We start from the raw sequence: 24,720 nt of genomic DNA, 5'->3' as shown, positions 1-24,720 counted from the left end.
GCAGGGACCGGTGGCGGCTCCATCGTGCGGTACCGGTCAGTGCTCGGGCATGTGTGTCATTTCCTCGTCCAGGAACTTGGTGATGGCGTGGAGTGCTTTCGGCGAGATATCGCCGAGGGTGCGGGCAGCGTAGGACTTCACCTTCGCGGCACGCATGGACCGAACCAGGTCGAGCTGCGCAGAGACCTTCTCGGGAGTGGCAGCACCGTCCTCGCCGAGCAGGAACGCGGCGTCCACGTCGAAGAACTCCGCGAGCCCTTCGAAGACGGCGGGGTCTTGGACGTAGCGGTGGCCGTTGACCATGTACGTCCAGCGCGACCGCGACAGGTTGGTGCCTCGTTCTTGGAGGTAGCCGGCGATCTGCGAGTAGGTCGGCTCCGTGCCGGACTCGGCGACGGCGACATCCATCAGGAGCCGCAGACGTTTGGCGAGGTCTTCGGCCGCAGCCTGGCTCTCGTCTTCGGTCATGACGGTGACCCCCTTCCCTTCGCAACGGGCAAGGCATCGATGTAGTCCACCCAGAAGGTGGTTGTGCATGCTCAACCGTACTCGTTGAGCATGCACAAATCAAGGCTTGCGCATGCTCAACGGTCAGTGTTAGAACAGGACTCCGGGGCATTTTGAGCATGCTCAATGTTGCGTCCCGGTCTCGGCTCGGGCTGCCTCAAGGAGGTGAACGATGTCCAGCTCACGGTCTGGGCGCGGGTGTTCGCGCCTACCTGCCAGGTGTACCGCCGCGCGCAGCCGCGTCGCGGCCCGCCGAAGAGGAGGCCGGAGCATGGCATCGAACGAGGACGCCCGCGCGGCGCGAGAGGCGAAGCTCGACGAGCTGCACGAGAAGCTGACCGGCGCGGTCGAGTCGCTGGTCTCGGGTGACGACTGGCGCCAGGCGCTCGCCTTCGCGGCGCGGTTCCGGTCGCGGTCGTTCAACAACACGATGCTGATCTGGGTGCAGCACGAAGCCGCGTTCGAGGCAGGCCGCGTGCCCGAACCCTTCCCCACCCTGGTTGCCGGGTACCGGCAGTGGCAGGGGCTCGGTCGGCAGGTGATGAAGGGCCAGCCGGGCTACATGATCTTCGCGCCCGTGACGGGCCGGTTCGCCACCGCGACCCCTGCCGATGCGGGCTCGTGGCGGCGGCTCGGGCCGAGGGAGACGCCGAAGGCCGGCGAGGTGGTGCGCTCGCGGATGGTCGGAGCCCGGCCGGCCTACGTGTGGGATGCCTCCCAGACCGACGGAGAACCATTGCCAGTTCCGCCCGCTCCGACGCTGCTGGAAGGCGAAGCACCCTCGGGGCTGTGGGACGGGCTGGCCGGGCAGATTCGCGGCGCGGGGTTCGAGGTGCTGCGGGTGCCACACGAGGGGATGATCTCCGGCGCGAACGGCATGACCGACTATGAGGAGCGCACGGTAGCGGTGCGGGAGAACATGGACCCTGCTGCGCAGGTCAAGACGCTCGCGCACGAGCTGGCGCACGTGCTGATGCACGATCCCGACGACGAGGAAGCACGTCAGCATCGCGGCATCCGCGAGGTCGAAGCCGAGTCCGTCGCGCTGATGATCGGTGCCGCGCACGGCATGGACACCACCGGGTACACGATCCCGTACGTCTCGACCTGGGCCGCCCGCGTGGACGGCCAAGAGCCCGTCCAGGTGGTGCAGTCCACCGGCGAGCGGGTGCGGAAGACCGCGCTGGCGATCCTCGACCAGCTCGACACGCTCCAGGTCGGCGACGGCACCCCGCCCGGACTCGAACGCGACGCTCCCAGTCCGCGCACCTCCCGTACGGCTGCGAACTCGGTGGAGACCGATCGTCCGCGTGCTGCGTCGGCGCCAGCGCTGGCAGGGCGGAGGCTGTGATGCCCGAAGCATTCGATGTCCTGGCGGCGCTCATTCGCGTGGATCGTTCACCGAGCCTGGGGCTCGCGGCGCGGAGCCTCGCGGCGGCTGGCGTGCCCGTGTTTCCGTGCGTCGTCGAGGGGAAGCGTCCGCTGACCCGCCGTGGGTTCCTCGATGCGCGCAGCGACCCGGAACAGGTTGCCGCGTGGTGGTCGCGCACACCGAACGCGAACATCGGCATCCCGACCGGCGCTCCATCCGGCGTTGTCGTCGTCGATGTCGATGTCCACGGCCCCCACGACGGCCGCGCGGCGTTCCAGCGCGCCACCGACGCGGGGCTCGTCGATGGCGCGGGTCTGCTCGTGCGCACACCCACCGGAGGCGCGCACGTGTACTTCCCGGCGACCCCGGGCCGCGAGCAGCGGTCGTGGCAGGCAGCCACCGCGGGCGTCGACTTCCGGGGCGACGGCGGCTACATCATCGCTCCTCCCTCCCGGCGAATCATCGACGGCAGTGTGTGCCGCTACGAGGTCGCGGACATCGCCGCGCACTCGGTCGGTCATGTGGACGCGGCCCGTCTGCGGGACTTCCTCGACCCGCGCCCCGTCGCTCCACTACGCGCCAGCAGCGGCTCGATGGATGAGGATGCTGAGCGGTTGGCGACGTGGGTCGCTGGGCGGGGTGAGGGCGAGCGGAACCGAGGCCTGTTCTGGGCTGCCTGCCGCCTCGCAGAGAACGGCGTCTCGCCCGCCGAGGCGCTCGATGCGCTGGGTGCTGCGGCACAGTCGGCGGGTCTGGGTGATCGCGAGATCACCACGACCGTGCGCTCCGCCTACCGAGCCACCCAGCCCGCATCCGAAGTGACGCCCGGCGGCCGGAGCCAGAGCGCGGGTCGGTGGTTCGGTCGCTCGGCGAGCCCACCGTCCGCAGCCTTGGGGAGGGCTGGGCTGTGAGGCGTGAATCGGGAGGGCGGCGCTGGGCCGCGATGACGGCGGTCGCGGGGACGGTGTTCATCGCCGCCGGGGCGTTCTGGCTGTCGTTCACGTCGTTGGCCGATCTGGCTGCTCGCTCCGGGATCGGGGCTGGGCAGGCGTGGGCGTGGCCGCTGATCGTGGACGGCATCATCGTCGTCGCCACGGTTGCCGTCGTCGCGCTCGCCGGGCAGCGCTCGGCCTGGTATCCGTGGGCGCTGCTGGTAGGCGGCGCGCTCGTGTCGGTGACGGCGAACGCCATTCATGCTGTCGTCGCCGCGGACGCCGACGTGCCAAGGATGCTCGCGGCCTCGGTCGCCGCGGTGCCGCCCGTCGTGCTGCTGGCCATCACGCACCTGACCGTGATTCTCACCCGCACCACCGACCCCCATGCGGAACCCGCCACTGCCGACTCGTTCTCGACGAACACCGCGGATTCGATGCCTGCGCTGCCGCCTGGCGAGATGGAGGCCAACCGTCGCGATGAGGGTGTGGCGGATCGGCGGGCGCTGGGGTGGGAGCTGCGCGAGGCGGGCTGGTCGAACAAGCGGATCGCCCGCGAACTCGGGGTGCATCCCTCGACCGTGGGCCGCTGGTTCGCCGTCGCGCACCTCACTGACACCACTGACACCGCCGACGAGCGGGAGGAGACGATCCCATGAACACCACTGAGAACCCCCAGCGCAACGATTCCGCGAGGCCCGATCCCGCACGGCTGGTGCCCGAGGAGCCGCGGGAGCGCCCCGAGTCGGTCGAAGTGATGAGTACGCCGGAGGCGGTGCGGGCCGCGCCGGTCGCCCGCGACGACAAGCGGCACGCGCTCGTTCGTGGGCGAGGCGTGGAGTGGGTGCGCCCCACTGACTTGATCGCCCGGCACTCGGCGCACGCGGCCGGGCGGGGTCTCGACTTCCAGGCCGAGCTGGCACGCCGCACCCGCACCCCGCTCGGTGCAGGTGTTCGTCGTCTCGGGGATCGCGCCCGGCGGTTGCCGCCGATCTCGGCGTTCGGGTGCAGCACCGCACCTGCCTCGCAGGTGTCCCGCTCCGGGGTCTCGATGAGTTGACGGTGGTGACAGGTCATGGCTGCGACGGCATCGGCATGCAGGACGCGCTCGTGGGAGCGAGTGCGCACCTGCCTGCCAGGAGGTGCCGACACCATGACCAGACCAACCAGCACCAGCACCGAGCAGACGGCCGACGGGGCTGAGGACTTCACCACCGGCGAGGGCCTGCGTGCCCTGCTCAATCGCCTCGCCGAGGGCGGCGAGGATGCCTGGGTTCACGACCCGGTGGCCCGCGACCTGATGGAGTTCGCCGCCGACAAGTACCGCGCTCTCGCGAGGAAACACAGGCTCGACACCTGGGAAGCGGTGACGGCGGCGTTCGACGCGATGCAGTACCGCTCGACCCGCGAGGCCAACGATCCGTGGGCGATCATCACCCACGCCGTGCGGATCACCTGCGTCTACGAGGAACGCGCCCAAGGCCTGCTCTGCTCGGTGCACCAGGCTCGTCGCGCGCACGTTTCGGCGTTCCACGATCCTGAACGGTTCTCCGAACGCGACACCGCGCTGGCCGACTATCATCCCGCGTTCCACACCACCGACCTGCGTCCCAGCGACCTCGAACCGGAACCGCGCGACAGTCTCGGGTCAGCGCAAGCGTGCATGTCCGCTGGATCGGCGGCCGAGGACGCCATCGCGATGCTGTGCCTGCTCGACTGGCCCGCCGACACCGCACGGGCCGCGGTCGAGCACGTCTGCGGGGCGTTGACGAAAGCCGGCACCCGCCAGTCCGCCTACGAGACGCTGCGCCGCGACCGGCACGCGCGGGCACTGCTCGACCTCCCGCGCCGCTCCTGGGCCGCACTGCTGAAGGCGCTGCTCGGGAACCCGCACCCGGCCTACGTCGCCACCAGCAGCGGTCGCGGCATCCTGCTCCGGCTGCTGCTGGGCGAAACGCTCGACCTACTGCTCCGCGACGACGATCTGATCCTCGCGCTCGCTCTGGCCGCTCCGAGTGGTGGAGGCGGTGAGTCGTCGTGACCGAGCCACAGATCGGCAGCATCCAGCTCGACCGCACCGTCGAGTCGATCCTCGTCGGCACCCGGCACCGCGCCGACCTCGGCGACATCGACGCCCTCGCGGCATCCATCGGGCGCGACGGATTGCTGCAACCACTCACCATCACGATCGACGGCGTACTGGTGTGCGGGGCACGACGCCTGGCCGCGATCAAGAAGCTCGGCTGGCGCACCGTCAACGTGTGGGTGCGCAGCGGCCTGTCCGACCGGCTCGGGCAGCTCCTCGCCGAGCAGGACGACAACATGCTCCACAAGCCCTACACCCAGCTCGAAGCCGCCGGCCTCTACCGCGAGATCAAGCAGGTCATGGCCGAAGACGCCGCCCGTCGCAAGAGCGCGACCCAGTTCAGCAGCGAGAACCAGCCAGGAAACGACGGTGGTGCAAAATTTGCACCACCGTCGAGCGGGCCGCTTGGGAAGGCCCGGGAGCAGGCGGCGGCGATGATTCCGGGTGGCGCGTCGCACACGACGCTGGAGAAGATCGGCTACCTCGAAGACATCGCTGGCAACCCTGCTCTGCCAGAGACTCTGCGCGCCGAGGCCGCCGCCGGGTTGGGTCGGATCGAGGCCGGTGACGCGGTGCATCCGATCTATCAAGCGATCCGCGATGCCGACACCGCTGCGCGGGAGCGGCGCGAGGCAGAGATGCACGCTCGCGCCGAAGCAGCCGTGGCCCAGGCGAAGTCGATCAAGAAGGGCAAGCGCACCCCACCCAAGCCGTTGCCGCTCGTCACCGGCGACGGCCAACCCGTCCGCTACCCGCTTCGCGCGTTCGTGCAGACCTGGGGCGAGCTCACCAACTGGTGGACCCACTACGACGCCGACACACTCGCCGCCGAGTTAACCGACGAGCAGTTCGAGAACTTCCTCACCACCACCGACGGCACCGTCCGGTTCGCCGACGCCCTCCGTGCCGCACGCGAAGACGCGGTGGAGCGGCCACGACTCCGCGCGCTCTGACCGCTGGCATGGGTGTCGGATGTGCACCTGCTCGGCATGAGCCCTGCACCCACCGATCCCCGGAACCGCCGCCGACTCGTCGCCCTCATCGCCGCCGGCATCGTCCTGCTGCTCCTCGCCAGTGTCGGCGTCTACGGACTCCTCACCGGCCCCCGCACCAGCACCAGCACCGATCCCGGCCCGGAGCCTGGCCCGACCACGACGGCACCGCCGACCGTGGCACCGAGCACGCCCCGGACACCACGGGTTCCAGCGGTTCCGCGTTCGGTAGACCCCGAGACCTTCGCTCGCGGCGTCGCGTCCACGCTGTTCGCGTGGGACACCGCCTCGGGGCTGTGGCCGCTGGACTACAGCCCGACGATCCTCGCGGTCGGTGACCCCAGCGGGGACGAACAGGCGGGGCTGGCCTCCGACGTAGCCGTCTACCTGCCGACCCGAGACGCCTGGATCGAGCTGCGGCAATACGCCACCCGCCAACACCTCACCATCGAGGCCGCGTACGTCCCCGACGGCTGGGCCGACGCAGCAGCGCAGGCCCAGCCGGGGCAGCTCGCGGCAGGAACGACGGCCGTCACGATCGAGGGCACCCGCTACCGTGCCGGGGTCTGGAACGGGCAACCGGTCACCAGCGAGCATCCGGTCGCGTTCACCGTGTTCGTCGTCTGCGCCCCGACCTACCCGACCTGTCATCTGCTGCGGCTCTCGCAGCTCGACAACCCGCTGCGCTGAAGGGCTGGCGTCGTGTTCCGCAAAGCCACCATCGCAGCGCTGGCACTGCTGTTCTTCGCCCCCGCCGCCACGCTCCTCGGGATCGGGGTGCTGATGAACCCCGCCGCTGCGTACTGCGCCACACCTGCCGGGAGCGTGAACCTCGGACCGATCCCGGACGCGCTCACCGTGACCACCGCGAACGACGAGACCTTCACGCTGAATCGTCAGCAGCTCACGCACGCGGCCACGATCATCACGGTCGGCAACGGCATCACCAACGTGGGCAGGCCGGGAATCAAGATCGCGCTGATGGCCGCGCTCACCGAGTCCACGCTGCGGATGCTCACCAACACCGGCACCTACCCCGACTCGGCGAACTACCCGAACGACGGCAACGGCGGCGACCACGACTCCCTCGGCCTGTTCCAGATGCGCCCCCAATCCGGGTGGGGCACCGTCGCCGAGTTGATGGACCCGAACTATCAGGCGCAGGCGTTCTTCGGCGGGCCGACCGGCCCGAACTACCCCTCGCCGCGCGGGCTGCTCGACATCCCCGGCTGGCAACAGATGGACCCTGGCGAAGCCGCCCAAGCCGTCGAGGTCTCCGCCTTCCCCGACGGCTACCGCAACTACGCGCCCGTCGCCGACAGCATCCTCGCCGCCCTCACCACAGGCGGCGGTGCCGCTAGCGGCGCGGGCGGCCCGGCGGTCTTGTCGTCGCGGGTGGTGTTCCCGCTGCCCGAGGGCACCTGGGTGCTGACCTCGCCGTTCGGGATGCGAGTGCACCCGATCACGGGCGAACGGAAGATGCACACCGGCACCGACTTCGCCGCGCCCGACGGCACGCCGATCCTCGCCGCCGCGGATGGCACCGTGACCGTCGCGGAGTTCTCCGGTGGGTACGGCGGCCTCATCGTCATCGAGCACACCATCGACGGCCAGACCGTCGCCACGGCCTACGCGCACATGTGGCAGAGCGGCATCCACGTCCGTCCCGGTGACCGCGTGAACGCAGGGCAGCACATCGGCGATGTCGGCTCCTCGGGCATGAGCACCGGCGCACATCTGCACTTCGAGGTCCGGCCCGGCGGCACGAACGGGGAAGCCATCGACGCCGCCGCCTGGCTCAATGAGCACGGGGCTGCGAACCTGCCGACAGCGACCAGCGGATCACCCGCCGCCTGCAACAACACCACTGCGGGCACGCCGACCGGCGTCGATGGAGACCCCGACCGGCTCGTCGACGATCCCACCAGCTCGGGCAAGATCACCGCCCGCATGCTCCACCTCTACCAGCAGACCCTCGCAGCGTTCCCCGACACCGGCTGGGGCTGCTACTCACCACGCCCCGGCACCAAGTCCGAGCATCCCCTCGGCAGGGCTTGCGACATCACCTTCGGCAACCGCATCGGCCAGCGACCCACCCCGGCACAACTCGACGCCGGCTGGAAGGTCACCAACTGGATGAAGGACAACGCCGACGTGCTCGGCGTCGAGTACCTGATCTGGCAAGGCCAAATCTGGTCCGTCGCCCGCGACGCCGAGGGCTGGCGGCCATACAACGGCGGAGGCATGCACGACCCCGCCTCCATCACCGGCGGCCACTACGACCACCTCCACCTCACCGTCAAGGCAGGGTGACCTGCAATGGGTGTCTTCCCCGACTTCGACGGACTCGGCGGCATCGGCGACCTCCGCGCCGTGGTCGGCGCGCTCCTGACGTTCGTCCTGATCGTGGCCGTCCTCATGCTCATCGTCTCCGCGATCGTCTGGGCGATCGCGACGGCCCACGGAAACTACGCGACCGCCAGCAAAGGCCGCATCGGTGTCCTCGTCTCCGTCGGCGCGGCCGTCCTCGCCGGAGGCGGCGTGGCCTGGATGAACTGGCTACTCACAGTCGGTTCAAGTTTGTAGCTGCGGCTTCGCGGTCATCGGTCTGATTCCTCCGCGTCGGCGCTCGCTGTCTCGCACTGGTCGAGCAGGCGCGCGAGGTAACTGTATGCCGCGAGGCGCTCCATCGCTTCCTGCTCGGACAGTTCGGTGCGCGTGTGCGTCGTCACGTTGCGGACCGTGAGGTTCAGACCAGTGGCCAGCGCGTTGAGGGCCTTAGCGAGCGGTTCAAGACCGCCGCGCATGCTCTTCACCGTCTTGTCATCCGACCCTCCCGGCCAGGTGAGCTTCGGCTTGCCCGGTTCAGGAGCGCCCGACGATAACGTCTGCTGCCAGAAGACCGTGTCATCGACATCGTTCCGGCCGAGACGTTCCTTCCAGTGGACCGTGAGGCCTTCGGCTGCTTCACGAACTGCAACTCGGTACTGATGCGTCGTCCAATGGGCGGAAGCACCAGCCCAGACCACGGGGTGAAACTGTGCGGGAGCGAAGGTCGGAAGGTCAGAGTCGGTACGTGACTCGGCGTCGACGATCATCGCGTCGAGCCTGCCCTTGACGTTGGCGGTCGTAGTCCGAATATCCCGAGGCGCGATGGGGGCCTTGGGCGCAGACATAAATGACCAGTTAGAGATCGGGTCGATCGCTCCGAGACCAGCGATCCCAATGTAGGCACCGGTCACTGACACAGCGCTCGCCGCCAGGCCAGCAGCCTCCGCGACACCGAGTTCGAGCCGTTGAACCTCGCTCTGGTCCTGGCCTTCCTTTGTCCACACAGTAGGAAAGAGGCCGCGCGCCGACATGTGATCCGACTCAACCTGAGTGCTCATCCAGGCGTCGAACGCTTCCTCGAACTTCTCAACAGCGGCACGCAACCGCTGGAGGTAATCCACCCCGTACTGACTCATGTTCCTTGCACCTCTCGTCCGGCGGTCCCGTGCGGGCGAGCGACGCACAGATACTCCAAGGCTACGGGCGGCCACCGACAGGGACGGCGACGAGCGCGCACCTGTCGCGTGTACCCCGTCTGCGAGTTCGTGGGCGGGCCGCCCGTCGCCAAGGAGACCTACCGTGTTCGATCTGCTCGCCAACGTCATGTCCGCGCCGCTGCTGGTGCCAATGGACATCAACATCGACCCCAACACCAACGGCCTGCCGGGGATCAACCAACTGCGCACCATCGTCGGCGCGGTGATGACCATCGGCCTCATCCTGTCCGTGCTCGCGCTGATCGTGTCCGCGATCGTGTGGGGCTTCGGCGCGAACTCCTCCAACCCACACCTCGCCTCGCGCGGGAAGATCGGCGTCCTCGTCTCCTGCGGCGCTGCGGTGATCTGCGGCTCGAGCGTGACGCTCATCAACTTCTTCTGGAACGTCGGCCAGTCCGTCTGACCCGCCCCATCGTCGTCGAGAGCTGGTGTTCGTGATGGGCGTGTGCGACGTTCCCGTGATCTCCTCGGTGTGCGATGCCGTCGGCGAAGGAGCCGCGTCGTTGGTCGCGGCCCCGTTCGACTGGCTCGCGCAGGCGATGGGTGCCGCCGCCGGGTGGCTGTTCGAGGCGGTCTGGTCGGTCTTCGACACCACGACGCTGGTGGATGTCACCAAGCCCGGCTACATCGCCGTCTACAACCTGCTGTTCGGCATCGCCGTCTTCGTGATGCTGATCTTCTTCTGCCTCCAACTCATCACCGGGCTGATCCGCCGCGACCCCACCGCCCTGACCCGCGCCGCGCTCGGCCTGGCGAAGTCCGTCCTCGGATCGTTTGTCGTCATCACGCTCACGGCACTGCTGCTGGAAGTCGTCGATCAACTGTGCATCGGGATCGTGCAAGCCGCCGGAGAGACCACCGAGTCGATGGGCGACAAGATCGCCCTCCTCGCCGCAGGGCTGGTCGGCATCAACATCGCCGCTCCCGGTGTCGGCGCCATCATCACGATCTTCATGGCTGGCCTCGCGATCACCGCCGCCGCGATCGTGTGGCTGTCCCTCCTCGTCCGGAAAGCGCTCCTGCTGGTGGCGGTCGTGTTCGCGCCGCTCGCGTTCAGCGGTGCCTCGTGGGACGCCTCGCGGGGGTGGATCGGGAAGTGGGCGATGTTCGTCGTCGCGCTGATCTGCTCCAAGCTCGTGCTCGTCGTGATGTTCCTCGTCGCGATCACCCAGGTCTCCGCACCGATCGACGCCGACCTCGCCTCGGTCAGCGATCCCATCGCGGGGATCGTGCTGATGGCGATGGCCGCGTTCGCCCCGTATCTCACGTACAAGTTCATCGCGTTCGTCGGGTTCGACATGTACCACGCGATCGGCTCCGAGCAGGACGCCAAGAGCGCACTCAACCGCCCGATCCCCGTCCCGACCAAGCCGCAAGGAGGCGGCGATCGGAAGAAGGTGCTCGACGGGAGCAGCAGTGGCGGCGGGAACGCGGGCGGAGGCTCCGGTGGAGGAAGTAGCACACCGCCACCGCCGAAGACCCCGGCACCGGCACCCGCCGCGGGTGGTGGAGGTGCCGCCGCAGGCGGGGGCGGCGCGGCCGCGGCCGGCCCCGTGGCCGCAGGGGTGGTGGTCGGGGCGAGTGTCGCCAAGGGTGCCGCGACCGCCGGGCCGAAGGCCGGAACGGCGCTGGGAACCCAGGGCGAGCACGCCGCCGACGCAGCCGCGCAGACAACGCCACCGCCCGCCGCCTCACCTGCGGCACCGCCGTCAATCTCGGCACCACGACCGCCGAGCACCGACCCGTCACCGCCGCCGAAGCAGCCCCCGCCGCCCGCGCCACGCCCACCAAAGGAGTAGATGATGAGCAGCACGAACCAGGACCGGCCCACTGCGGGTGAACTCGTGCCGGTGAAGTTCTCCCGCCTCACCCGCCGCGGCGTCCTCCTCGGCCTGTCGCTGACCCAGCTCATCACACTCGCCATCGGCGGAGCCACACTCATCGGCGCGTTCTACGCCGGAGGTGGGATGCTGCTCGCCTACAGTGCCCCGATCTGGGTACTCGCCGCCGCGCTGACTTGGATACCGATCGCGGGCCGGCCGATCGTGGAGTGGCTGCCCATCGCCTGCTGGTGGCTGTGGCGTACCACCGGCGGACAACTGCTGTACCGGCGCAGGATCGTCGTCCCGCGCCCCGTCGGCACCCTCGCACTGCCCGGCGACATGGCGCGACTGCGCGAGTACACCGACCCCGACACCGGAGCGGGGATGATCCACGACCCCCACGCCGCCACGTTGACCGTGGTGTGCGAGGTCACCCATCCCGCGTTCGTGCTCCTCGATCCCGGCGAGCAGGAACGCCGCGTCAGCTCCTGGGGCCGGGTGCTGGCCACCGTCTGCCGCTCCGGGCGGATCGCGACTCTTCAGGTCTTGGAGCGGACTCTGCCGGACTCCGGCACCGGACTGGCCGAATGGTGGGCCACCCACGGCACCCCGGACGGATCATGGGCGGCCGACACCTACGCAGAACTCATCGACCGTGCCGGACCCGCCGGCGAACGCCACGCCACCACCCTCTCGCTGTCACTGGACATGAAGACCAGCGCTCGGCAGATCAGGACCGCGGGCGCCGGGATGCGCGGTGCTGCCGCCGTGCTGCGCCAAGAGATGAACACTCTCATCGCGGCGCTTCGCTCCGCCGACCTCTCGCCGTCGGGATGGCTGACACCAGGGCACATCGCGGTGATGCTGCGTTCCGCCTACGACCCAGCGATCGCCGCCACGCTGGAACGGCACGGCAGGCTCGGCCAGTCCCTCGCGACCGCAGGGCCGGTTGCGGTCACCGAGACCTGGGGCAAGCTGCGCACCGACTCCGCCCACCACGCGGTGCTCTGGGTCAGCGAGTGGCCCAGGTCGCTCGTCTATCCGGGATTCCTGTCGCCCGTGCTGCTGTCCACCGGCATCCAGCGGTCGTTCTCGCTGATCTGCACCCCGATGCGCTCCGATGCCGCTGCTCGCGACATCCGCAGGAAGAAGGTCGAGCACATCTCCGACCAGGCCCAGCGCGCGAAGATCGGCCAGATCGAGGACGCCTCGCAGACCGCCGAGTATCACGACGTGCTCCAGCAAGAAGCCGACCTCACCGCCGGCCACGGCATCCTCCGCTACACCGGCCTCATCGCCGTCTCTGCGCCCACCGGCGAAGAGCTCGATGCCGCCGTCGCCGCGATCGAGCAGGCCGCGATCCAAGCCTCCTGTGAGACGCGGCTGCTCGTCGGCCAGCAAGCCGCCGCCTTCACCGCCGCCGCGCTCCCGCTCTGCCGGCGGGTCTGAGTTCAGCCTTCAGGGCTGACGAGGATCGTGGCTGATGGATCGACATCGGGTGCCCAAGCAAGGGTCGGCAGGTCAGCGCTTTCCAGTCCCGCGAGTTCGAGCGCAGCCTGTCCCGACAGATGCGAAGAGATGATGGACTGCCCGTTTGCGACTGCCGCGTAGAACTGTGCGGCGTAGTTGATCGCATCGGCGTCTTCGATGCTGTCGGCCATCCCGATCGCGAACGGCACGACTCGAGCCACCAGGTCGTCGATCTGGGCTGCGGAGCGACACGAGTTCAGCAGGACGAGGAGCGGAGGATCGTCGGTTGCGCTGATCGCGCGTGCGAAGGCTAGCGCCGTCACGATCACTCCCTCGTGGGGTTCGTCTGCTTCATCCTCAAAGACGATCAGGTCGTCGTTGCTGTGGCCCGAGAAGTGGACCACGTGAGGACGGAACTTCGTGATGCCGTCCAGTAGGTCAGCCGTAGTTGCTGCTGGCCGCACATCGAGTTCGATCTGGTCACGGTGCAAAGCCGACTCGACCGCTGCCCGGATGCGCTTCTGCTCCCTTCCAACGCGGAGGTCACCTTCGGCCGAAGCACCCAGCATGAGCACTCGGAGCTTCTCCGGCTTGGGCGCTGGGAGCTGACGCAGCGCGTGACTGACGGCTACCTCGGCACCGCTGATCCGCGATTCAAGCTGGGCACGTTCAGCCGCCGCCCGCCGGTCGGCACGCTGCTGCTCGCTCTTTCGGCGTCTCTCGGCGGCATCGGCCTCCGACTGTTCGGCACGGGAGAGCTTGGTCTGTAGCGCGGCCTCGTCCTTCGCGTAGCCGGCTGCCCGGGTCTGCCAGCGGCTGGCCTCCTTGCCCGCAGTCTCCGCTTCCTTCTCGCGGCGCTCGGCGTCCCGCAACTTGCTGCTGCGGGTGGAACTGCTCGTCGTCTTTGCGGCAGCCTGCCGCGCCTTGGCGGCATCGGCTCGCTTCGAGGACTCCTTCGACCGGTACTCACCCGCCTTCTTGTCCGCGTCGATCCGCTGTTTGCGCTTGCGGTCAAGCTGTCCTCGGTACTGACTTGCGCTCACTCTGTCGGGCTCCTGCCTCGTTTGCCCTCGTGTCATCTACAACGCTAGGCCGCACCACCGACATTTTCCGTTCGCTGGTGCGCACCTCCCCGTCATACGGCACCAGGAGGTCACCATGCCTACGTTCTTCGATTCGACTGCCGACGCCGCCGAGGCGTCCGAAGCCTTGCGCGGCCTCGCGCACGCGAGCCGGGGCTTCGATCAGCCCGCCGAGATGTACGGGGTGATCGGTGATCTGTCCTCGGGCATGCGCTCGCTGCGGCAGGCGCTCGACCAGATCGCCGATGTTCACGAGCGCAAGGCCGCGCACGCGTTCAACGACGCCGGAAGCCACGAGGCAGGCGTGCGGGAGGCGCTCGCTGCTGCGGAAGAGTTGCGTCAGGCCGCGAACCTCGTCGACCGGGCCCACGACCGGCTCGCGGAAGGCTTCATCGCCGCGGGGCGGATCGCCTGGCACCCCGAGCCCGCCGTCGAGGAGGTCATGCCGTCGCGGTGGGTCAGCGTGGTGTTCCTCCAGGGCGAGGAGGCCGACCGGCCGTTGCACATCCTGGGCGAGCTGGGACACGTGGATGCGGTGGACTTCCTCGCGCAGTGGGACTACGGCGACGAGACCACGCAGGCCGCGCTGGAGAACGGGTATGTCTACGACAAGCCCGGCGAGGGCACCAACGATCGGGTTGCGCTCTCGGGCGACTACGCGCTGGTCGTCAACCCGCATATCGGCTACGTCTCGCTGCTGCGCCGCTACACCGAACCAGAGGCCGAGCCCCAGGATGCCGAGCTGGTCGAACCGGCTCCGGTGCAGCCGGGGCCGGAGCTTCTGGTGTCGTACTCGTCGCCGGGCGCTCCGAAGCGAGCCGACCCGCCGACCCCGAAGCGGGATGGGTCGTGGTTCGAGCCGGCCAAGATCACGGCGGTCAAGCAGTCGCGGGGGCTGGTGCGGTGACCGAGGATCGCGCGCGGCTGCATACCGCTGTCCTGGTGGCACCGTCGAAGGAGCGGCGGAAGCTCCGCAAGCAGCGCCGCAAGGCCGAGGCCCGACTCCACGCCGAGCAGCGAAGGACCGCGCTCGCCGCCGCGAAGGCAAAGGCCGAGGAGGAGCGTGCCGAGCGCCGCGCGACGGTCTACCTGCCGAAGGCAGGCGAGTCCGGCGCTGCGCGGCTGCGCACTCCGGGCCGGTTCCATCTGACGCGGCATCAGGACACGTCGGCGACGCTGGCGGGTGCGTACCCGTTCGTCGCCGAGGGCGGTCTCGGCGCCGATGGCGTGTTCGTCGGCCAAGACCTCTACTCGGGCGGGAGTTTCGTCTACGACCCGTGGGTGCTCTACGCACGCGGCATCATCACCGCACCCAACGTGGTGCTGGCCGGGATCGTCGGCTCCGGCAAGTCATCGCTGGCCAAGTCCCTCTACACGCGCTCGCTACCGTTCGGACGGCGCGTATACGTGCCCGGCGACCCGAAGGGCGAACACACCGCCGTCGCCAACGCCGTCGGTGGACGTGCCATCGTCCTCGGTCACGGACTCAACACTCGCCTGAATCCGCTCGATGAAGGCCACCGGCCCAGCGGTCTCTCGGATGAGCAATGGGCGTCCACTGTCGCAGCCCGACGGCGTGACCTGATCGGCGCACTCGCGGAGACCGTGCTCGCGCGGGGATTGTCGCCGTTGGAGCACACCGCGATCGACATCGCCCTGACCCAGACCGTGCGGGAGAACGATGTGCCGATCCTGCCGATGGTCGTTGACCGCATCCTCGCCCCGAGCGCGGATGCCGACGGCCGGTTGGCCGAGGACGGCAGGCTCGTCGGCCACGCGCTGCGCCGTCTCGTGGCCGGCGACCTGGCCGGACTGTTCGACGGGCCTTCGACGGTCGCGTTCGACCCGTCGCTGCCGATGATCTCGCTCGACCTCTCGCGCGTCACCGAGAACTCGACGCTCATTTCGGTGTTGATGACGTGCTCGTCGGCGTGGATGGAGTCCGCGCTGCTCGACCCGAACGGTGGACAGCGGTGGGTGATCTACGACGAGGCCTGGCGGCTCATGTCCCATCCAGCGCTGCTGCGGCGGATGGATGCGCACTGGCGACTCGCGCGGCACTACGGGATCGCGAACATGCTGATCTTCCACAAGCTCACCGACCTCGACAACGTGGGCGACCAAGGCTCAGCCATGCGCTCCCTGGCGAACTCACTACTCGCGAACGCGGAAACGCGGATCGTGTACCGGCAGGAGTCCGACCAGCTCGGACCGACCGCGACCGCCCTCGGTCTGACCGGCACGGAGCAGCAGCTCTTGCCGAACCTTGGCGTCGGCCAAGGGCTGTGGCGGATCAAGGCCAGGAGCTTCGTCTGCCAGCACCAACTCCACCCCGACGAACTCGCCCTGTTCGACACCAGCAGCCGCGCCGCAGGAGGACACCGATGAACCTCACCGGCCCGCGCCGATCCACCCCGAACGAAGACGATGCCACGGCTCCCGTCGAGCTGCCGCACGTCCTCGTCACCGTCGCTGCAGACGGCACCCTCACCGCCACGGTCGATGGAACACCGTTCGCGTCGCCGGACGCGGGCGACTGGACGCGCGCGACGTTCGGGCCGCTCATGGATGCCATCACCAACGACCGCACCATCGCAGTCCGAGTCGAGGTGCGCGAGAACGACGGCAGCGTCTTCACCGACATCCTCCGCACCCGCAAACCCCGACGCGCAGTCGCACCGTCCGAGACCCCTGCGCCGGAAACTCGTCGAAGTCGCCACGCCCGACGGGTGCCGCGCTTGGCTGAGGTCACCGCGGGCGGGTTCGTGCCTGGCGAGGATGTCGCTGTCGCGACGATCGTCTCCCACACCGACGCTACCGGGACCGGCGAAGCCCGGACGCTCATCGACCTCGACGACCTACCCGACGGCACACACGAGGTGATCCTGTTCGGGCGCATCTCGGGCACGCTCGCGGTGCGGCGGCTGACATGAACCAGCGGCAGGCCGGGGGCATGGGCGACGAACTCACCAATGCCGCCCTCATTGGGCTGATCGGCATGTTCGGGATCGCCCTCGTTCTCCGCGCCGGTGGCAGTGTCGCCGCGTTCCTCACCGGCACACCCCAGCCAGACGCCGGCGCAGCGGCGGGACTCGCCGTGCTGTTCAACCCCGGCGACCCGGCAACCGCGCTCGGTGCCGACGGTCTCAACCCGGTCGCCTACTGGCTCGTCAGCGCGGCACTGCTCGGCGGACTCGCCACCGGGATCGTCTGGGTGTGGATCGTGCTGCGCCGCCACACGCGGAAGACCGAGACCGACCCGCACCGCCTTGCCGGGATCGCGACCAGCCATGAAGTCAAGACCGCAGCATCCGCGAAGGCACTGCTGCACCGCGCGGCCACACTGCGCCCCTCCTTGGAATCACCAGCCCCGCAGGATGTCGGCTACCTCCTCGGTGCCAGTCGCGGGACGGAGGTCTGGGCATCTGTCGAAGACTCGATCCTGCTGATCGGCCCACCCCGCTCAGGCAAGGGCCTACATGTCGTCATCAACGCGATCCTCGACGCACCCGGAGCGGTCGTCACCACCAGCACCAGGCCCGACAACCTCACCGCGACCCTCCGCGCCCGACGCCGCAGGGGCGGACCGGTCGCGGTGTTCGACCCGCAACACCTCGCCGAAGGCATCCCCGCCGGGCTGCGCTGGTCGCCCATTCGCGGCTGTGACGATCCGCTGACCGCGATGATCCGCGCTAACGGCCTCGCAGCCGCCACAGGACTCAGCGCCGGAGGGGTCGAGTCCGGCGGGTTCTGGGAAGGCAAAACCCGCACCGCACTCCAAAGCCTGCTGCATGCCGCCGCGCTCGACGGCCGCCAGCCAGCCGAGCTGTTCAGATGGACCCTCGACCCCAGCGCCGCGTCCGAAGCCGTCGCCATCCTCAACTCACACCCGAACGCGGCGATGGGCTGGGACGACTCCCTGGCCGCGATGATCGACGCCGACCCCAAGACCCGCGACAGCATCTGGCAAGGCGTCTCCCTCGCACTGGCCGCACTGGCCGACCCGCGCGTGCTCGATGCCGTCACGCCAGGCCCGCACGAGCACTTCGACCCCGAGACCTTCCTCACCGAACAAGGCACCCTGTACCTGCTCGCCACCGGAGCAGGAGCAGGAGCCTCGGCATCGCTGGTCGCGGCGTTCGTCGAAGACCTCATCGAAACCGCCCGCCGACTTGCCGCCCGCTCGCCCGGAGCACGGCTCGACCCGCCGCTACTGCTCGCGCTCGACGAGATCGGGAATCTCGCACCGCTGCCGTCACTGCCGACGCTCATGGCCGAAGGCGGTGGCACCGGGATCACGACCATGCCGGTCTTGCAGTCCCTCGCACAGGCTCGCGACAGGTGGAGTGAACACCAGGCCGGCGCGATCTGGGACGCTAGCATCGTCAAGATCATCCTCGGCGGCGCATCCAACAGCCGCGACCTCCAAGACCTCTCCACGCTCATCGGAGAGCGCGACGAGTACACCGACAGCGTGACACTCGGCGACCACGGCACCCGCTCCAACCAGCGCTCGATCCGCCGCGTCCCGATCCTGCCGCCAGACCGCATCCGCACCCTGCCATTCGGCACCGGCATTGCGATGCTGCGCTCCGCGCCGCCCATCGTCACCGACCTCCGCGCCTGGCCGACTCGCCCCGATGCCGCGCAACTCCGCAGCGACCGCGACGAACTCGAAACACTGCTGCGCCACCGCCCCGTCACCTGACGCTGCGTCTGGGTGCCGAAGCGCACCTGCCTGACACAGCGGCCACACACGGCTGGTCGCCCGAGTTCAGGAGGACGCCATCATGGCCATTCGTACCCACCAGTCCATCTCCGGCTTTGTCGCCTCGGACCCGCAGCTCAGCTACACCGACCGCGGCGACGCACGGCTCTACATGAAGGTCGGCATCGAGCATTACCGCAAGGAGCCCGACAACTCCTTCACGCAACTGGAGACGACGTTCCACGACCTCATTGCGTATCGCGGTGCTGCCGAGCAGGGAGCCGAGCGGCTCGCCAAGGGCGACAACATCATCGCCGACGGACGGGTGCGCGACTACTCCTACGAGCGCAACGGCCAGCGGTACGAGGGCGAGGAGTTCATCGCGACGCGCATCGGACACGACCTCGCCCGCACCCGCTACGAGGTGGATCGCAGCGAACGCACTTCCGGCCGAGACGCCGCGGCGTTCACCGGACCTCAGCAGGCCGCGCCGTCCACCGCGGCTGCCATCGGAATGTGAGCGATCCCGCCATGAGCGATCAGTTCCACCCTGAGCACGACGACATGCCACCCGAGGCAGGTCTCGCGTCCCCGCGTTTCGACGTGCCCGAGCCGCCGCATCCGGTCAACTGGAATCTGCTGACCGCCAACGATCTCGAAGCCGAGTTGCTCGAACTGAACCGTTGGGTGGACTGGCTTCGCCACACCTACGGACTTCCGGCCAGCGTCGTTCCGCCCTACTGGCACCGTCACCCCGAGCTCCTCTGGGAACTGTCGGCGCTGCACCTGCACTGGCTGTGCGCATACGACCCCGAGCAGAATGGGTCGGCACCGCTCGGCTGGCACCGCGACTTCGCCGATGCCCGTGCCCGCCTTCGTGATTGGGTGTCGGCCTGCGGTACGCGGCTCGACCGAGACCGCCCGACTCGCCAGACGAGCTGGCCCGGTGAAGACCCCACTCAGCCCATCGAGGACTCACCGATCACGGATCGCGACGAAGACTTCGTTCGGTTCGTGATCGACATGGTGGATGCGCGCCAGGAAGCAGAGGATGCCTTCTTCGCGGGCATCGACCCGGAGACGGGCGAGGTGTGAATCGTGGCGCGCCGCTATGAACGGAAGACCGGGCAGCGTCAACAGAGCGAGCGCGAGCTGACGATCCGCGCCGAGTTCCACGAGCCGCCCGACCTGGACAAGCTCTGCGAGCTGCTGATCCGCCTGGCGCTCCAACAGTCGGGAGCGTGCCGTTCGGAGGGATCGACGCGACCGAAGCGCCCTCGTGCCTCCGCGAGCGCGTCGTCGTAGAATGGAGGCATCCGTCGCGGATGGCGGATGTTGTGGTCCTAGCGCTTCGCCGCCACGGCGAGGCAAAGTAAACGTGGCCGACTCGGCCTAGTCCTACAGCCTTCGGGCTCTTCTCACGATCAACATCCGCTCTCACAAGTCCGCGTCGGCAGGACCAGTGACTGTGGAGAAGAGCCATGACGATCATCGACGCGGACCGAACCGCGATAGACAGCCTCGTAGCGCCCACCCCGTTCCCCGGATCATTCGCCGTCTCCTACCTACGGGTCTCCACGAAGGAGCAGGCGGAGAAGGGCGGCCAGGCGGAGGGCTTCTCGATCCCGGCCCAGCGCGAGGCGAACCAGCGCAAGGCCGACCAGCTCGGAGCAACGATCATCGAGGAGTTCGTCGACGCGGGCGAGTCCGCGCGCAAGGCCGACCGGCCCGAACTGATGCGGATGATCCAGTACGTCGCGAAGCACAAGACGAACTACTGCATCGTCCACAAGGTCGACCGGCTCGCCCGCAACCGAGCCGACGACGTGACCATCCACCTCGCCCTCAAGGACGCCGGCGTCACGCTGGTGTCGGCCACGGAGAACATCGACGAGACCCCGTCCGGGATGCTGCTGCACGGCATCATGTCCTCGATCGCGGAGTTCTACTCCCGCAACCTCGCCACCGAGGTCGTCAAGGGTCTGTCGCAGAAGGCCGCGCAGGGCGGCACCGTGACGAAGGCACCCATCGGCTACCGCAACGTCGGCGTGCGCGACGAGTTCGGGCGGGAAGTACGCACCGTCGAGATCGACGAGGAGCGAGCCCCGTTGGTGCGGTGGGCGTTCCAGGTGTTCGCATCCGGCGACTGGACGACGAGCCAGCTTCACCAGGAGCTCGTAGCGCGCGGGCTCACGACAGCGGCGTCGCCGCGGCGACCGTCCCGACCCATCGGGAAGTCGTCGGTGCATCGGATGCTGACGAACCCGTACTACAAGGGCAGCGTCCGCTACCAGGGCGTGACCTATGCCGGAGCGCACGAGGCCATCGTCCCCAACGAGGTGTGGGACCAGGTGCAGACCGTGCTCGGCACGCACCGCTCGGCAGCAGATGCAACGCAAGTCCACGAGCACTACTTGAAGGGGACGGTGTTCTGCGGCCAGTGCGGCTCGCGGCTACTGGTGTGCAACGCCAAGAGCAGCCAGGGCACGATCTACCCGTACTTCGTGTGCGCGAGCAGGCATGGTGGCAGAGGCGACTGCACCCGGCAGGCGATGCTCATCGAGCAGGTCGAACGGCTCATCGAGCGCTTCTATGCCAAGGTGCAGCTCGATCCCGAGACGACGCAGGCGGTCTCGGCGATGATCCATGCCCGGTTCGACGAGATGATGGCCGAAGGAGCCGCCGAACTTGCCGACCTCGCGTCCCGGAGAACCCAACTCGAAGGCGAGCAGCAGAAGTTGCTGCAAGCCCACTACGCCGGAGCCATCCCGCTCGACCTGCTCAAGAAGGAGCAGGACCGGATCACCGCGTCGTTGGAGACCATCGAGCACCGGATCACCGCTCACCACGGCCACTATGCCGACGCGCGGGCGAACCTCGACGACTCGCTGAAACTGCTGTCCAACGCAGCCGACCTCTACGAGCACGCCGACGACGCGAACCGCCGACTGTGCAACCAAGCACTGTTCAGGGCGATCTACATCGACGAGGACAACGACGTGCGCGTCGGCTACCGGAACCCGTATGACGGACTGAGCCTCTCCGGCCTCCACGCCGACGCCCTGAGCTGGGCCGCCGAGGCGAAGAAAATGGGCCAGGCGCGAACCGCGACCAAGGGTGGCCCCTTGGTCGCAAGTTCACACCTGACCCGTTTGGGGTGGCTAACGGGACTTGAACCCGCGACCCCCTCGACCACAACGAGGTGCTCTACCACCTGAGCTATAGCCACCATCGGCCCACGATGTGAGCCAGCGAAGATCATACCTTGCCGGCATGCCTCGAGTCGACGCGCCCCTATTCGGCGGCGGGGGAGACCTTTGCCGCCGCGGCCTTGGCCGCATCGGAGTCGGGGCCGGGCAGCTCCACCAGCACCGTCTCCCGGTAGTAGCGCAGCTCGCGGATCGAATCCTGGATGTCGCCCAGCGCACGGTGCCCGCCGGTCTTGGCCGGGGCGTTGAAGAACACGCGGGGGTACCAGCGGCGCACGAGCTCCTTGAGGGAGCTGACATCCACCACGCGGTAGTGCAGGTGCTCCATCAGGTCAGGCATGTCTCGCTCGAGAAAGAGGCGGTCCATGCCCACGGTGTTGCCGGCCAGCGGCGACTTGCCCGCGACCGGCACGAACTCGCGAACGTATTCGAGCACCTGGCGCTGCGCCTCGGCCATCGTCGTGCCGCCGGCGAGCTCGGGCAGCAGCCCGGACTCGACGTGCATGTTCCGGACGAAGTCGTTCATCTGCGCCAGCGCCGCGTCGGAGGGCTTGATCACCACCTGCACACCGTCGCCGAGCACGTTGAGCTCGGAATCGGTCACCAGGCACGCGACCTCGACCAGGGCGTCGGCCTTGGTGTCGAGACCCGTCATCTCGCAGTCGATCCAGACCAGGGGAGTGTCAGCCATGGCGCCCACTCTACGGCGCGAGTCCGACTGACCAGGCACGACGGCCGATGCGTGGGTGGGGTTGACAGAACACGCGGCACATGGTTGGTTAGTTGGTGAAGTAACTAACCAGTAGGCATGGACCGAGTGGAGGGCGACGACAGTGGACGACGGACGGCCGATCTTCCTGCAGATCGCGGAGAGCCTCGAGGCGCAGATCCTCGAGGGCTCGATGCCGGAGGAGTCGCAGGTGCCGTCCATCAACGAGCTCGCGCAGTTCCACCGCATCAACCCGGCCACCGCGCTCAAGGGCGTGAACCTGCTGGTGGACGCGGGGGTCCTGTATAAGCGCCGCGGCATCGGGATGTTCGTGGCCGAGGGTGCGCGGGCGCGCCTCCTGGAGGACAGGCGAGCGGAGTTCGCCGAGCTGCACGTGCGTCCCTTGGCGGACCGGGCTCGGGGACTGGGCATCAGTGTGAAGGACGTGCAGGACATGATCGGAAAGGAGATGGGGCGATGACAGCCATCGTTCAGGCCCAGGGGCTCACCAAGAGGTTCGGGAAGGTTCACGCCGTCGACGACGCGACGTTCTCTCTCGAGGAGGGCGGGATCCACGGGCTGCTCGGCCGCAACGGCGCCGGCAAGACCACCATGATGCAGCTGCTCACGGGGCAGGAGTTCGCCACCTCGGGAGACGTGCGCATCTTCGGTCAGTCCCCGGTGGAGAACGCGCCAGCGCTGCGCCGGGTGTGCTTCATCAAGGAGTCGCAGGTGTACCCGGACGGATTCAAGGGCAAGCACGTGCTGCGCTCGGCGCCGTGGTTCTTCGACCGCTGGGATGCTGACTTCGCGCAGCGGCTGGTGCGTGCGTTCGACGCACCGCTCGACCGTCCGATGAAGAAGATGTCGCGCGGCCAGCGCAGCGCGATCGGCGTGATCGTCGGTCTCGCGTCGCGTGCGGAGCTGACGTTCCTCGACGAGCCCTACGCGGGTCTCGACGCCGTGGCCCGGCAGCGGTTCTACGACCTGCTGCTCGAGGACTACAGCGCCCACCCACGCACGGTGGTGCTGTCGACGCACCTCATCGACGAGGCCGCCAACCTGCTTCAGCGGGTGCTGGTCATCGACGAGGGCCGGATCGTGATCGACGCGGATGCGGACGAGCTCCGAGCCTCGGCGACCACGCTCGTGGGTCGCGCCGCCGACGTCGATGAGTTCGCGGCCGGTCGGGAGGTGCTCGACCGCACCAACCTTGGCGGGATCGCCTCGATCACCGTCGCGGGACTGAGCGGCGAGGACCGCCGCGCCGCCGCATCGGCCGGGCTCGAGGCGAGCCCGGTGTCACTGCAGGGTCTTGTCGTCAGCCGCACCGGTGGGGCGACCGAGTCCGAGGAGAAGAGCGCATGACCGTCAAAGCACTGGCCCCCGCCCCGTCCGGCGCGAGCGCGCCGGCACGCATCTGGGACGTGGTGAGGCTGCACGTCGCCAATCCCTGGAACACCCTGGTGGTGCCATGGGTCATCACGTTCGCGATCTTCGGCCTCAACCTCGCGATCTGGCTGATGGTCGCCTCCGCGGCCGGGGGAGTCGAGAACCTCGAGCCCGACGCCTTCGCCTACAACGGCGGCATCTCGTGGCTCGCGGTATTCATGATGGTGGTCGCCGTGCAGGCGATGAACCTCACGTTCAAGTTCGCTCTCGGGTTCTCCGTGACCCGCCGCGACTACTACCTGGGCTCGGTGCTGTACTTCGTGCTGCTGTCGCTGCTGTACGCGACCGGGGTCACGGCGATCGCGGCCGTGGAGCGCGCGACCGACGGCTGGGGTCTGGGCGCCGCGTTCTTCGCGCCCTGGGGACTCCCGGGCGAGCCCATCGCGACCATCTGGTTCCTGTACCTGATGGTGCTGCTGCTGTTCTTCTTCCTGGGCGCCGCCGTCGCCACGGTGTGGGTGAGGTGGGGGCCCAACGGTCTGTATGCGTTCTTCATCGGTCTTGCTGCGCTGGTGGTGGGCGCGGGCTGGTTCGTGACCACCACGGACTCGTGGCCGGCGGTGGGCGAGTTCTTCACGAGCAGGTCGCTGGTGGAGCTGGCCGCATGGACGTTGCCGCTGTCGATCGCGTGCGGGGTCGTGGGTCACCTGTTCCTGCGACGGTCGACGCCGAGGTCGTGAAGCGGCCGCACACTGACACGACCGAACGGGGGTCGGGGCGATTCGCCTCGGCCCCCGTTCTGCGCATCCGGGTGGGTGGGCGCCCCATGCGACGTCGTGGAAATCAGGGTCATCCCCTATAGACACCCAGGGTATACACCCAAGGTATAG

27 protein-coding genes, 1 tRNA gene and 1 pseudogene are annotated in these 24,720 nt (G+C 68.6%); 23 read left to right on the top strand and 6 right to left on the bottom strand.

The features are described from left to right. Window positions 1-36: 36 nt before the first annotated feature. Window positions 37-468, bottom strand: a complete 432-nt coding sequence (locus tag ACNI14_RS04385; protein WP_013601296.1) for a hypothetical protein — start codon at window positions 466-468, stop codon at window positions 37-39. Between the two features lie 310 nt (window positions 469-778). Between ACNI14_RS04385 and ACNI14_RS04380 the strand changes: the two genes are divergently transcribed. The 9 genes from ACNI14_RS04380 to ACNI14_RS04340 all read left to right on the top strand — a co-directional run bounded on the left by ACNI14_RS04380 (window position 779) and on the right by ACNI14_RS04340 (window position 8,475). After that, complete coding sequence (locus ACNI14_RS04380) at window positions 779-1,858, top strand: ArdC-like ssDNA-binding domain-containing protein (RefSeq protein WP_026926276.1); 1,080 nt, start codon at window positions 779-781, stop codon at window positions 1,856-1,858. Further along, a complete protein-coding gene (locus ACNI14_RS04375; RefSeq protein ID WP_420518739.1) occupies window positions 1,858-2,790 on the top strand; it encodes a bifunctional DNA primase/polymerase in 933 nt (310 codons plus the stop codon). The genes ACNI14_RS04380 and ACNI14_RS04375 overlap by 1 nt, the downstream gene beginning before the upstream one ends. Window positions 2,791-2,822: 32 nt before the next feature. Then, window positions 2,823-3,470, top strand: a complete 648-nt coding sequence (locus ACNI14_RS04370) for a DUF2637 domain-containing protein (protein ID WP_013601299.1) — start codon at window positions 2,823-2,825, stop codon at window positions 3,468-3,470. After that, entirely contained in the window at window positions 3,467-3,871 is a 405-nt protein-coding gene (locus ACNI14_RS04365; RefSeq protein ID WP_077684802.1) for a hypothetical protein, read from the top strand. The genes ACNI14_RS04370 and ACNI14_RS04365 overlap by 4 nt, the downstream gene beginning before the upstream one ends. 93 nt (window positions 3,872-3,964) lie before the next feature. After that, the gene (locus ACNI14_RS04360) at window positions 3,965-4,852 is read left to right on the top strand and encodes a hypothetical protein (protein WP_026926274.1); all 888 of its coding nucleotides are present in this window, start codon (window positions 3,965-3,967) and stop codon (window positions 4,850-4,852) included. After that, window positions 4,849-5,850, top strand: a complete 1,002-nt coding sequence (locus ACNI14_RS04355) for a ParB N-terminal domain-containing protein (RefSeq protein ID WP_077684803.1) — start codon at window positions 4,849-4,851, stop codon at window positions 5,848-5,850. The genes ACNI14_RS04360 and ACNI14_RS04355 overlap by 4 nt, the downstream gene beginning before the upstream one ends. Before the next feature lie 36 nt (window positions 5,851-5,886). Then, complete coding sequence (locus ACNI14_RS04350; protein WP_026926272.1) at window positions 5,887-6,579, top strand: hypothetical protein; 693 nt, start codon at window positions 5,887-5,889, stop codon at window positions 6,577-6,579. 12 nt (window positions 6,580-6,591) lie between these two features. Beyond that, the gene (locus ACNI14_RS04345) at window positions 6,592-8,202 is read left to right on the top strand and encodes a M23 family metallopeptidase (protein WP_026926271.1); all 1,611 of its coding nucleotides are present in this window, start codon (window positions 6,592-6,594) and stop codon (window positions 8,200-8,202) included. Window positions 8,203-8,208: 6 nt separating this feature from the next. Further along, the gene (locus ACNI14_RS04340) at window positions 8,209-8,475 is read left to right on the top strand and encodes a DUF6112 family protein (RefSeq protein ID WP_026926270.1); all 267 of its coding nucleotides are present in this window, start codon (window positions 8,209-8,211) and stop codon (window positions 8,473-8,475) included. A gap of 14 nt (window positions 8,476-8,489) precedes the next feature. Here ACNI14_RS04340 and ACNI14_RS04335 read toward each other — a convergent pair whose 3' ends face one another. After that, on the bottom strand, window positions 8,490-9,356 hold the full coding sequence (locus ACNI14_RS04335) for a TIGR02391 family protein (RefSeq protein WP_026926269.1): 867 nt from the start codon (window positions 9,354-9,356) through the stop codon (window positions 8,490-8,492). A gap of 187 nt (window positions 9,357-9,543) precedes the next feature. Here ACNI14_RS04335 and ACNI14_RS04330 point away from each other — a divergent pair, with 187 nt between their 5' ends. The 3 genes from ACNI14_RS04330 to ACNI14_RS04320 are packed head-to-tail and all read left to right on the top strand — an operon-like array spanning window position 9,544 to window position 12,709. Further along, a complete protein-coding gene (locus ACNI14_RS04330; protein WP_206080060.1) occupies window positions 9,544-9,840 on the top strand; it encodes a DUF6112 family protein in 297 nt (98 codons plus the stop codon). Between the two features lie 34 nt (window positions 9,841-9,874). Beyond that, window positions 9,875-11,236 (top strand): hypothetical protein, encoded by a 1,362-nt coding sequence (locus tag ACNI14_RS04325; protein WP_026926267.1) that lies wholly within the window; start codon window positions 9,875-9,877, stop codon window positions 11,234-11,236. Between the two features lie 3 nt (window positions 11,237-11,239). Then, the gene (locus ACNI14_RS04320) at window positions 11,240-12,709 is read left to right on the top strand and encodes a PrgI family protein (protein ID WP_026926266.1); all 1,470 of its coding nucleotides are present in this window, start codon (window positions 11,240-11,242) and stop codon (window positions 12,707-12,709) included. Window positions 12,710-12,711: 2 nt separating this feature from the next. On the opposite strand, the gene ACNI14_RS04315 is transcribed toward ACNI14_RS04320, so the two are convergent. Then, the gene (locus ACNI14_RS04315; RefSeq protein WP_026926265.1) at window positions 12,712-13,773 is read right to left on the bottom strand and encodes a CHAT domain-containing protein; all 1,062 of its coding nucleotides are present in this window, start codon (window positions 13,771-13,773) and stop codon (window positions 12,712-12,714) included. A 115-nt stretch (window positions 13,774-13,888) separates the two neighbouring features. Here ACNI14_RS04315 and ACNI14_RS04310 point away from each other — a divergent pair, with 115 nt between their 5' ends. The 8 genes and pseudogenes from ACNI14_RS04310 to ACNI14_RS04275 form a co-directional block, all read left to right on the top strand. Continuing rightward, complete coding sequence (locus tag ACNI14_RS04310; RefSeq protein WP_026926264.1) at window positions 13,889-14,719, top strand: hypothetical protein; 831 nt, start codon at window positions 13,889-13,891, stop codon at window positions 14,717-14,719. Further along, window positions 14,716-16,200, top strand: a complete 1,485-nt coding sequence (locus tag ACNI14_RS04305; RefSeq protein WP_026926263.1) for a putative type IV secretion/conjugal transfer ATPase — start codon at window positions 14,716-14,718, stop codon at window positions 16,198-16,200. The genes ACNI14_RS04310 and ACNI14_RS04305 overlap by 4 nt, the downstream gene beginning before the upstream one ends. Further along, complete coding sequence (locus ACNI14_RS04300) at window positions 16,197-16,745, top strand: hypothetical protein (RefSeq protein ID WP_026926262.1); 549 nt, start codon at window positions 16,197-16,199, stop codon at window positions 16,743-16,745. The genes ACNI14_RS04305 and ACNI14_RS04300 overlap by 4 nt, the downstream gene beginning before the upstream one ends. Then, window positions 16,742-18,520: a type IV secretory system conjugative DNA transfer family protein gene (locus ACNI14_RS04295; protein ID WP_026926261.1), complete on the top strand. Its 1,779-nt coding sequence runs from the start codon at window positions 16,742-16,744 to the stop codon at window positions 18,518-18,520. Before ACNI14_RS04300 ends, ACNI14_RS04295 begins: the two co-directional genes overlap by 4 nt. Before the next feature lie 82 nt (window positions 18,521-18,602). Next, window positions 18,603-19,040, top strand: a complete 438-nt coding sequence (locus ACNI14_RS04290; protein ID WP_026926260.1) for a single-stranded DNA-binding protein — start codon at window positions 18,603-18,605, stop codon at window positions 19,038-19,040. A gap of 44 nt (window positions 19,041-19,084) precedes the next feature. Then, a complete protein-coding gene (locus ACNI14_RS04285; protein ID WP_232711231.1) occupies window positions 19,085-19,615 on the top strand; it encodes a DUF4913 domain-containing protein in 531 nt (176 codons plus the stop codon). Between the two features lie 3 nt (window positions 19,616-19,618). Next, entirely contained in the window at window positions 19,619-19,825 is a 207-nt protein-coding gene (locus ACNI14_RS04280; protein ID WP_026926258.1) for a hypothetical protein, read from the top strand. Window positions 19,826-20,001: 176 nt separating this feature from the next. Then, window positions 20,002-21,048: pseudogene (locus ACNI14_RS04275) on the top strand (recombinase family protein); the annotation flags it as partial. Here ACNI14_RS04275 and ACNI14_RS04270 read toward each other — a convergent pair. From ACNI14_RS04270 to orn, 3 genes are all read right to left on the bottom strand, one after another. Continuing rightward, window positions 20,974-21,573 (bottom strand): hypothetical protein, encoded by a 600-nt coding sequence (locus ACNI14_RS04270; protein WP_035757263.1) that lies wholly within the window; start codon window positions 21,571-21,573, stop codon window positions 20,974-20,976. The pseudogene ACNI14_RS04275 and the gene ACNI14_RS04270 overlap by 75 nt on opposite strands. Window positions 21,574-21,673: 100 nt before the next feature. Beyond that, window positions 21,674-21,749 (bottom strand) — tRNA-His (locus ACNI14_RS04265). A 65-nt stretch (window positions 21,750-21,814) separates the two neighbouring features. Next, a complete protein-coding gene (gene orn / locus ACNI14_RS04260; RefSeq protein WP_420518737.1) occupies window positions 21,815-22,420 on the bottom strand; it encodes an oligoribonuclease in 606 nt (201 codons plus the stop codon). A gap of 142 nt (window positions 22,421-22,562) precedes the next feature. Here orn and ACNI14_RS04255 point away from each other — a divergent pair, with 142 nt between their 5' ends. Genes ACNI14_RS04255 through ACNI14_RS04245 form a run of 3 tightly spaced genes read left to right on the top strand, consistent with a single transcriptional unit; the run spans window position 22,563 to window position 24,570 of the window. Continuing rightward, on the top strand, window positions 22,563-22,919 hold the full coding sequence (locus ACNI14_RS04255; RefSeq protein WP_420518736.1) for a GntR family transcriptional regulator: 357 nt from the start codon (window positions 22,563-22,565) through the stop codon (window positions 22,917-22,919). Continuing rightward, window positions 22,916-23,806 (top strand): ABC transporter ATP-binding protein, encoded by an 891-nt coding sequence (locus ACNI14_RS04250; protein ID WP_420518735.1) that lies wholly within the window; start codon window positions 22,916-22,918, stop codon window positions 23,804-23,806. The genes ACNI14_RS04255 and ACNI14_RS04250 overlap by 4 nt, the downstream gene beginning before the upstream one ends. Then, on the top strand, window positions 23,803-24,570 hold the full coding sequence (locus tag ACNI14_RS04245) for an ABC transporter permease (RefSeq protein WP_420518733.1): 768 nt from the start codon (window positions 23,803-23,805) through the stop codon (window positions 24,568-24,570). The genes ACNI14_RS04250 and ACNI14_RS04245 overlap by 4 nt, the downstream gene beginning before the upstream one ends. Window positions 24,571-24,720 lie beyond the last annotated feature (150 nt).

Source organism: Demequina pilifera, assembly GCF_048814985.1.
Classification (GTDB): Bacteria; Actinomycetota; Actinomycetes; order Actinomycetales; family Demequinaceae; genus Demequina.
Note: the sequence above shows the minus strand (reverse complement) of the source record. Positions and strands in the feature narration are given on the sequence as shown.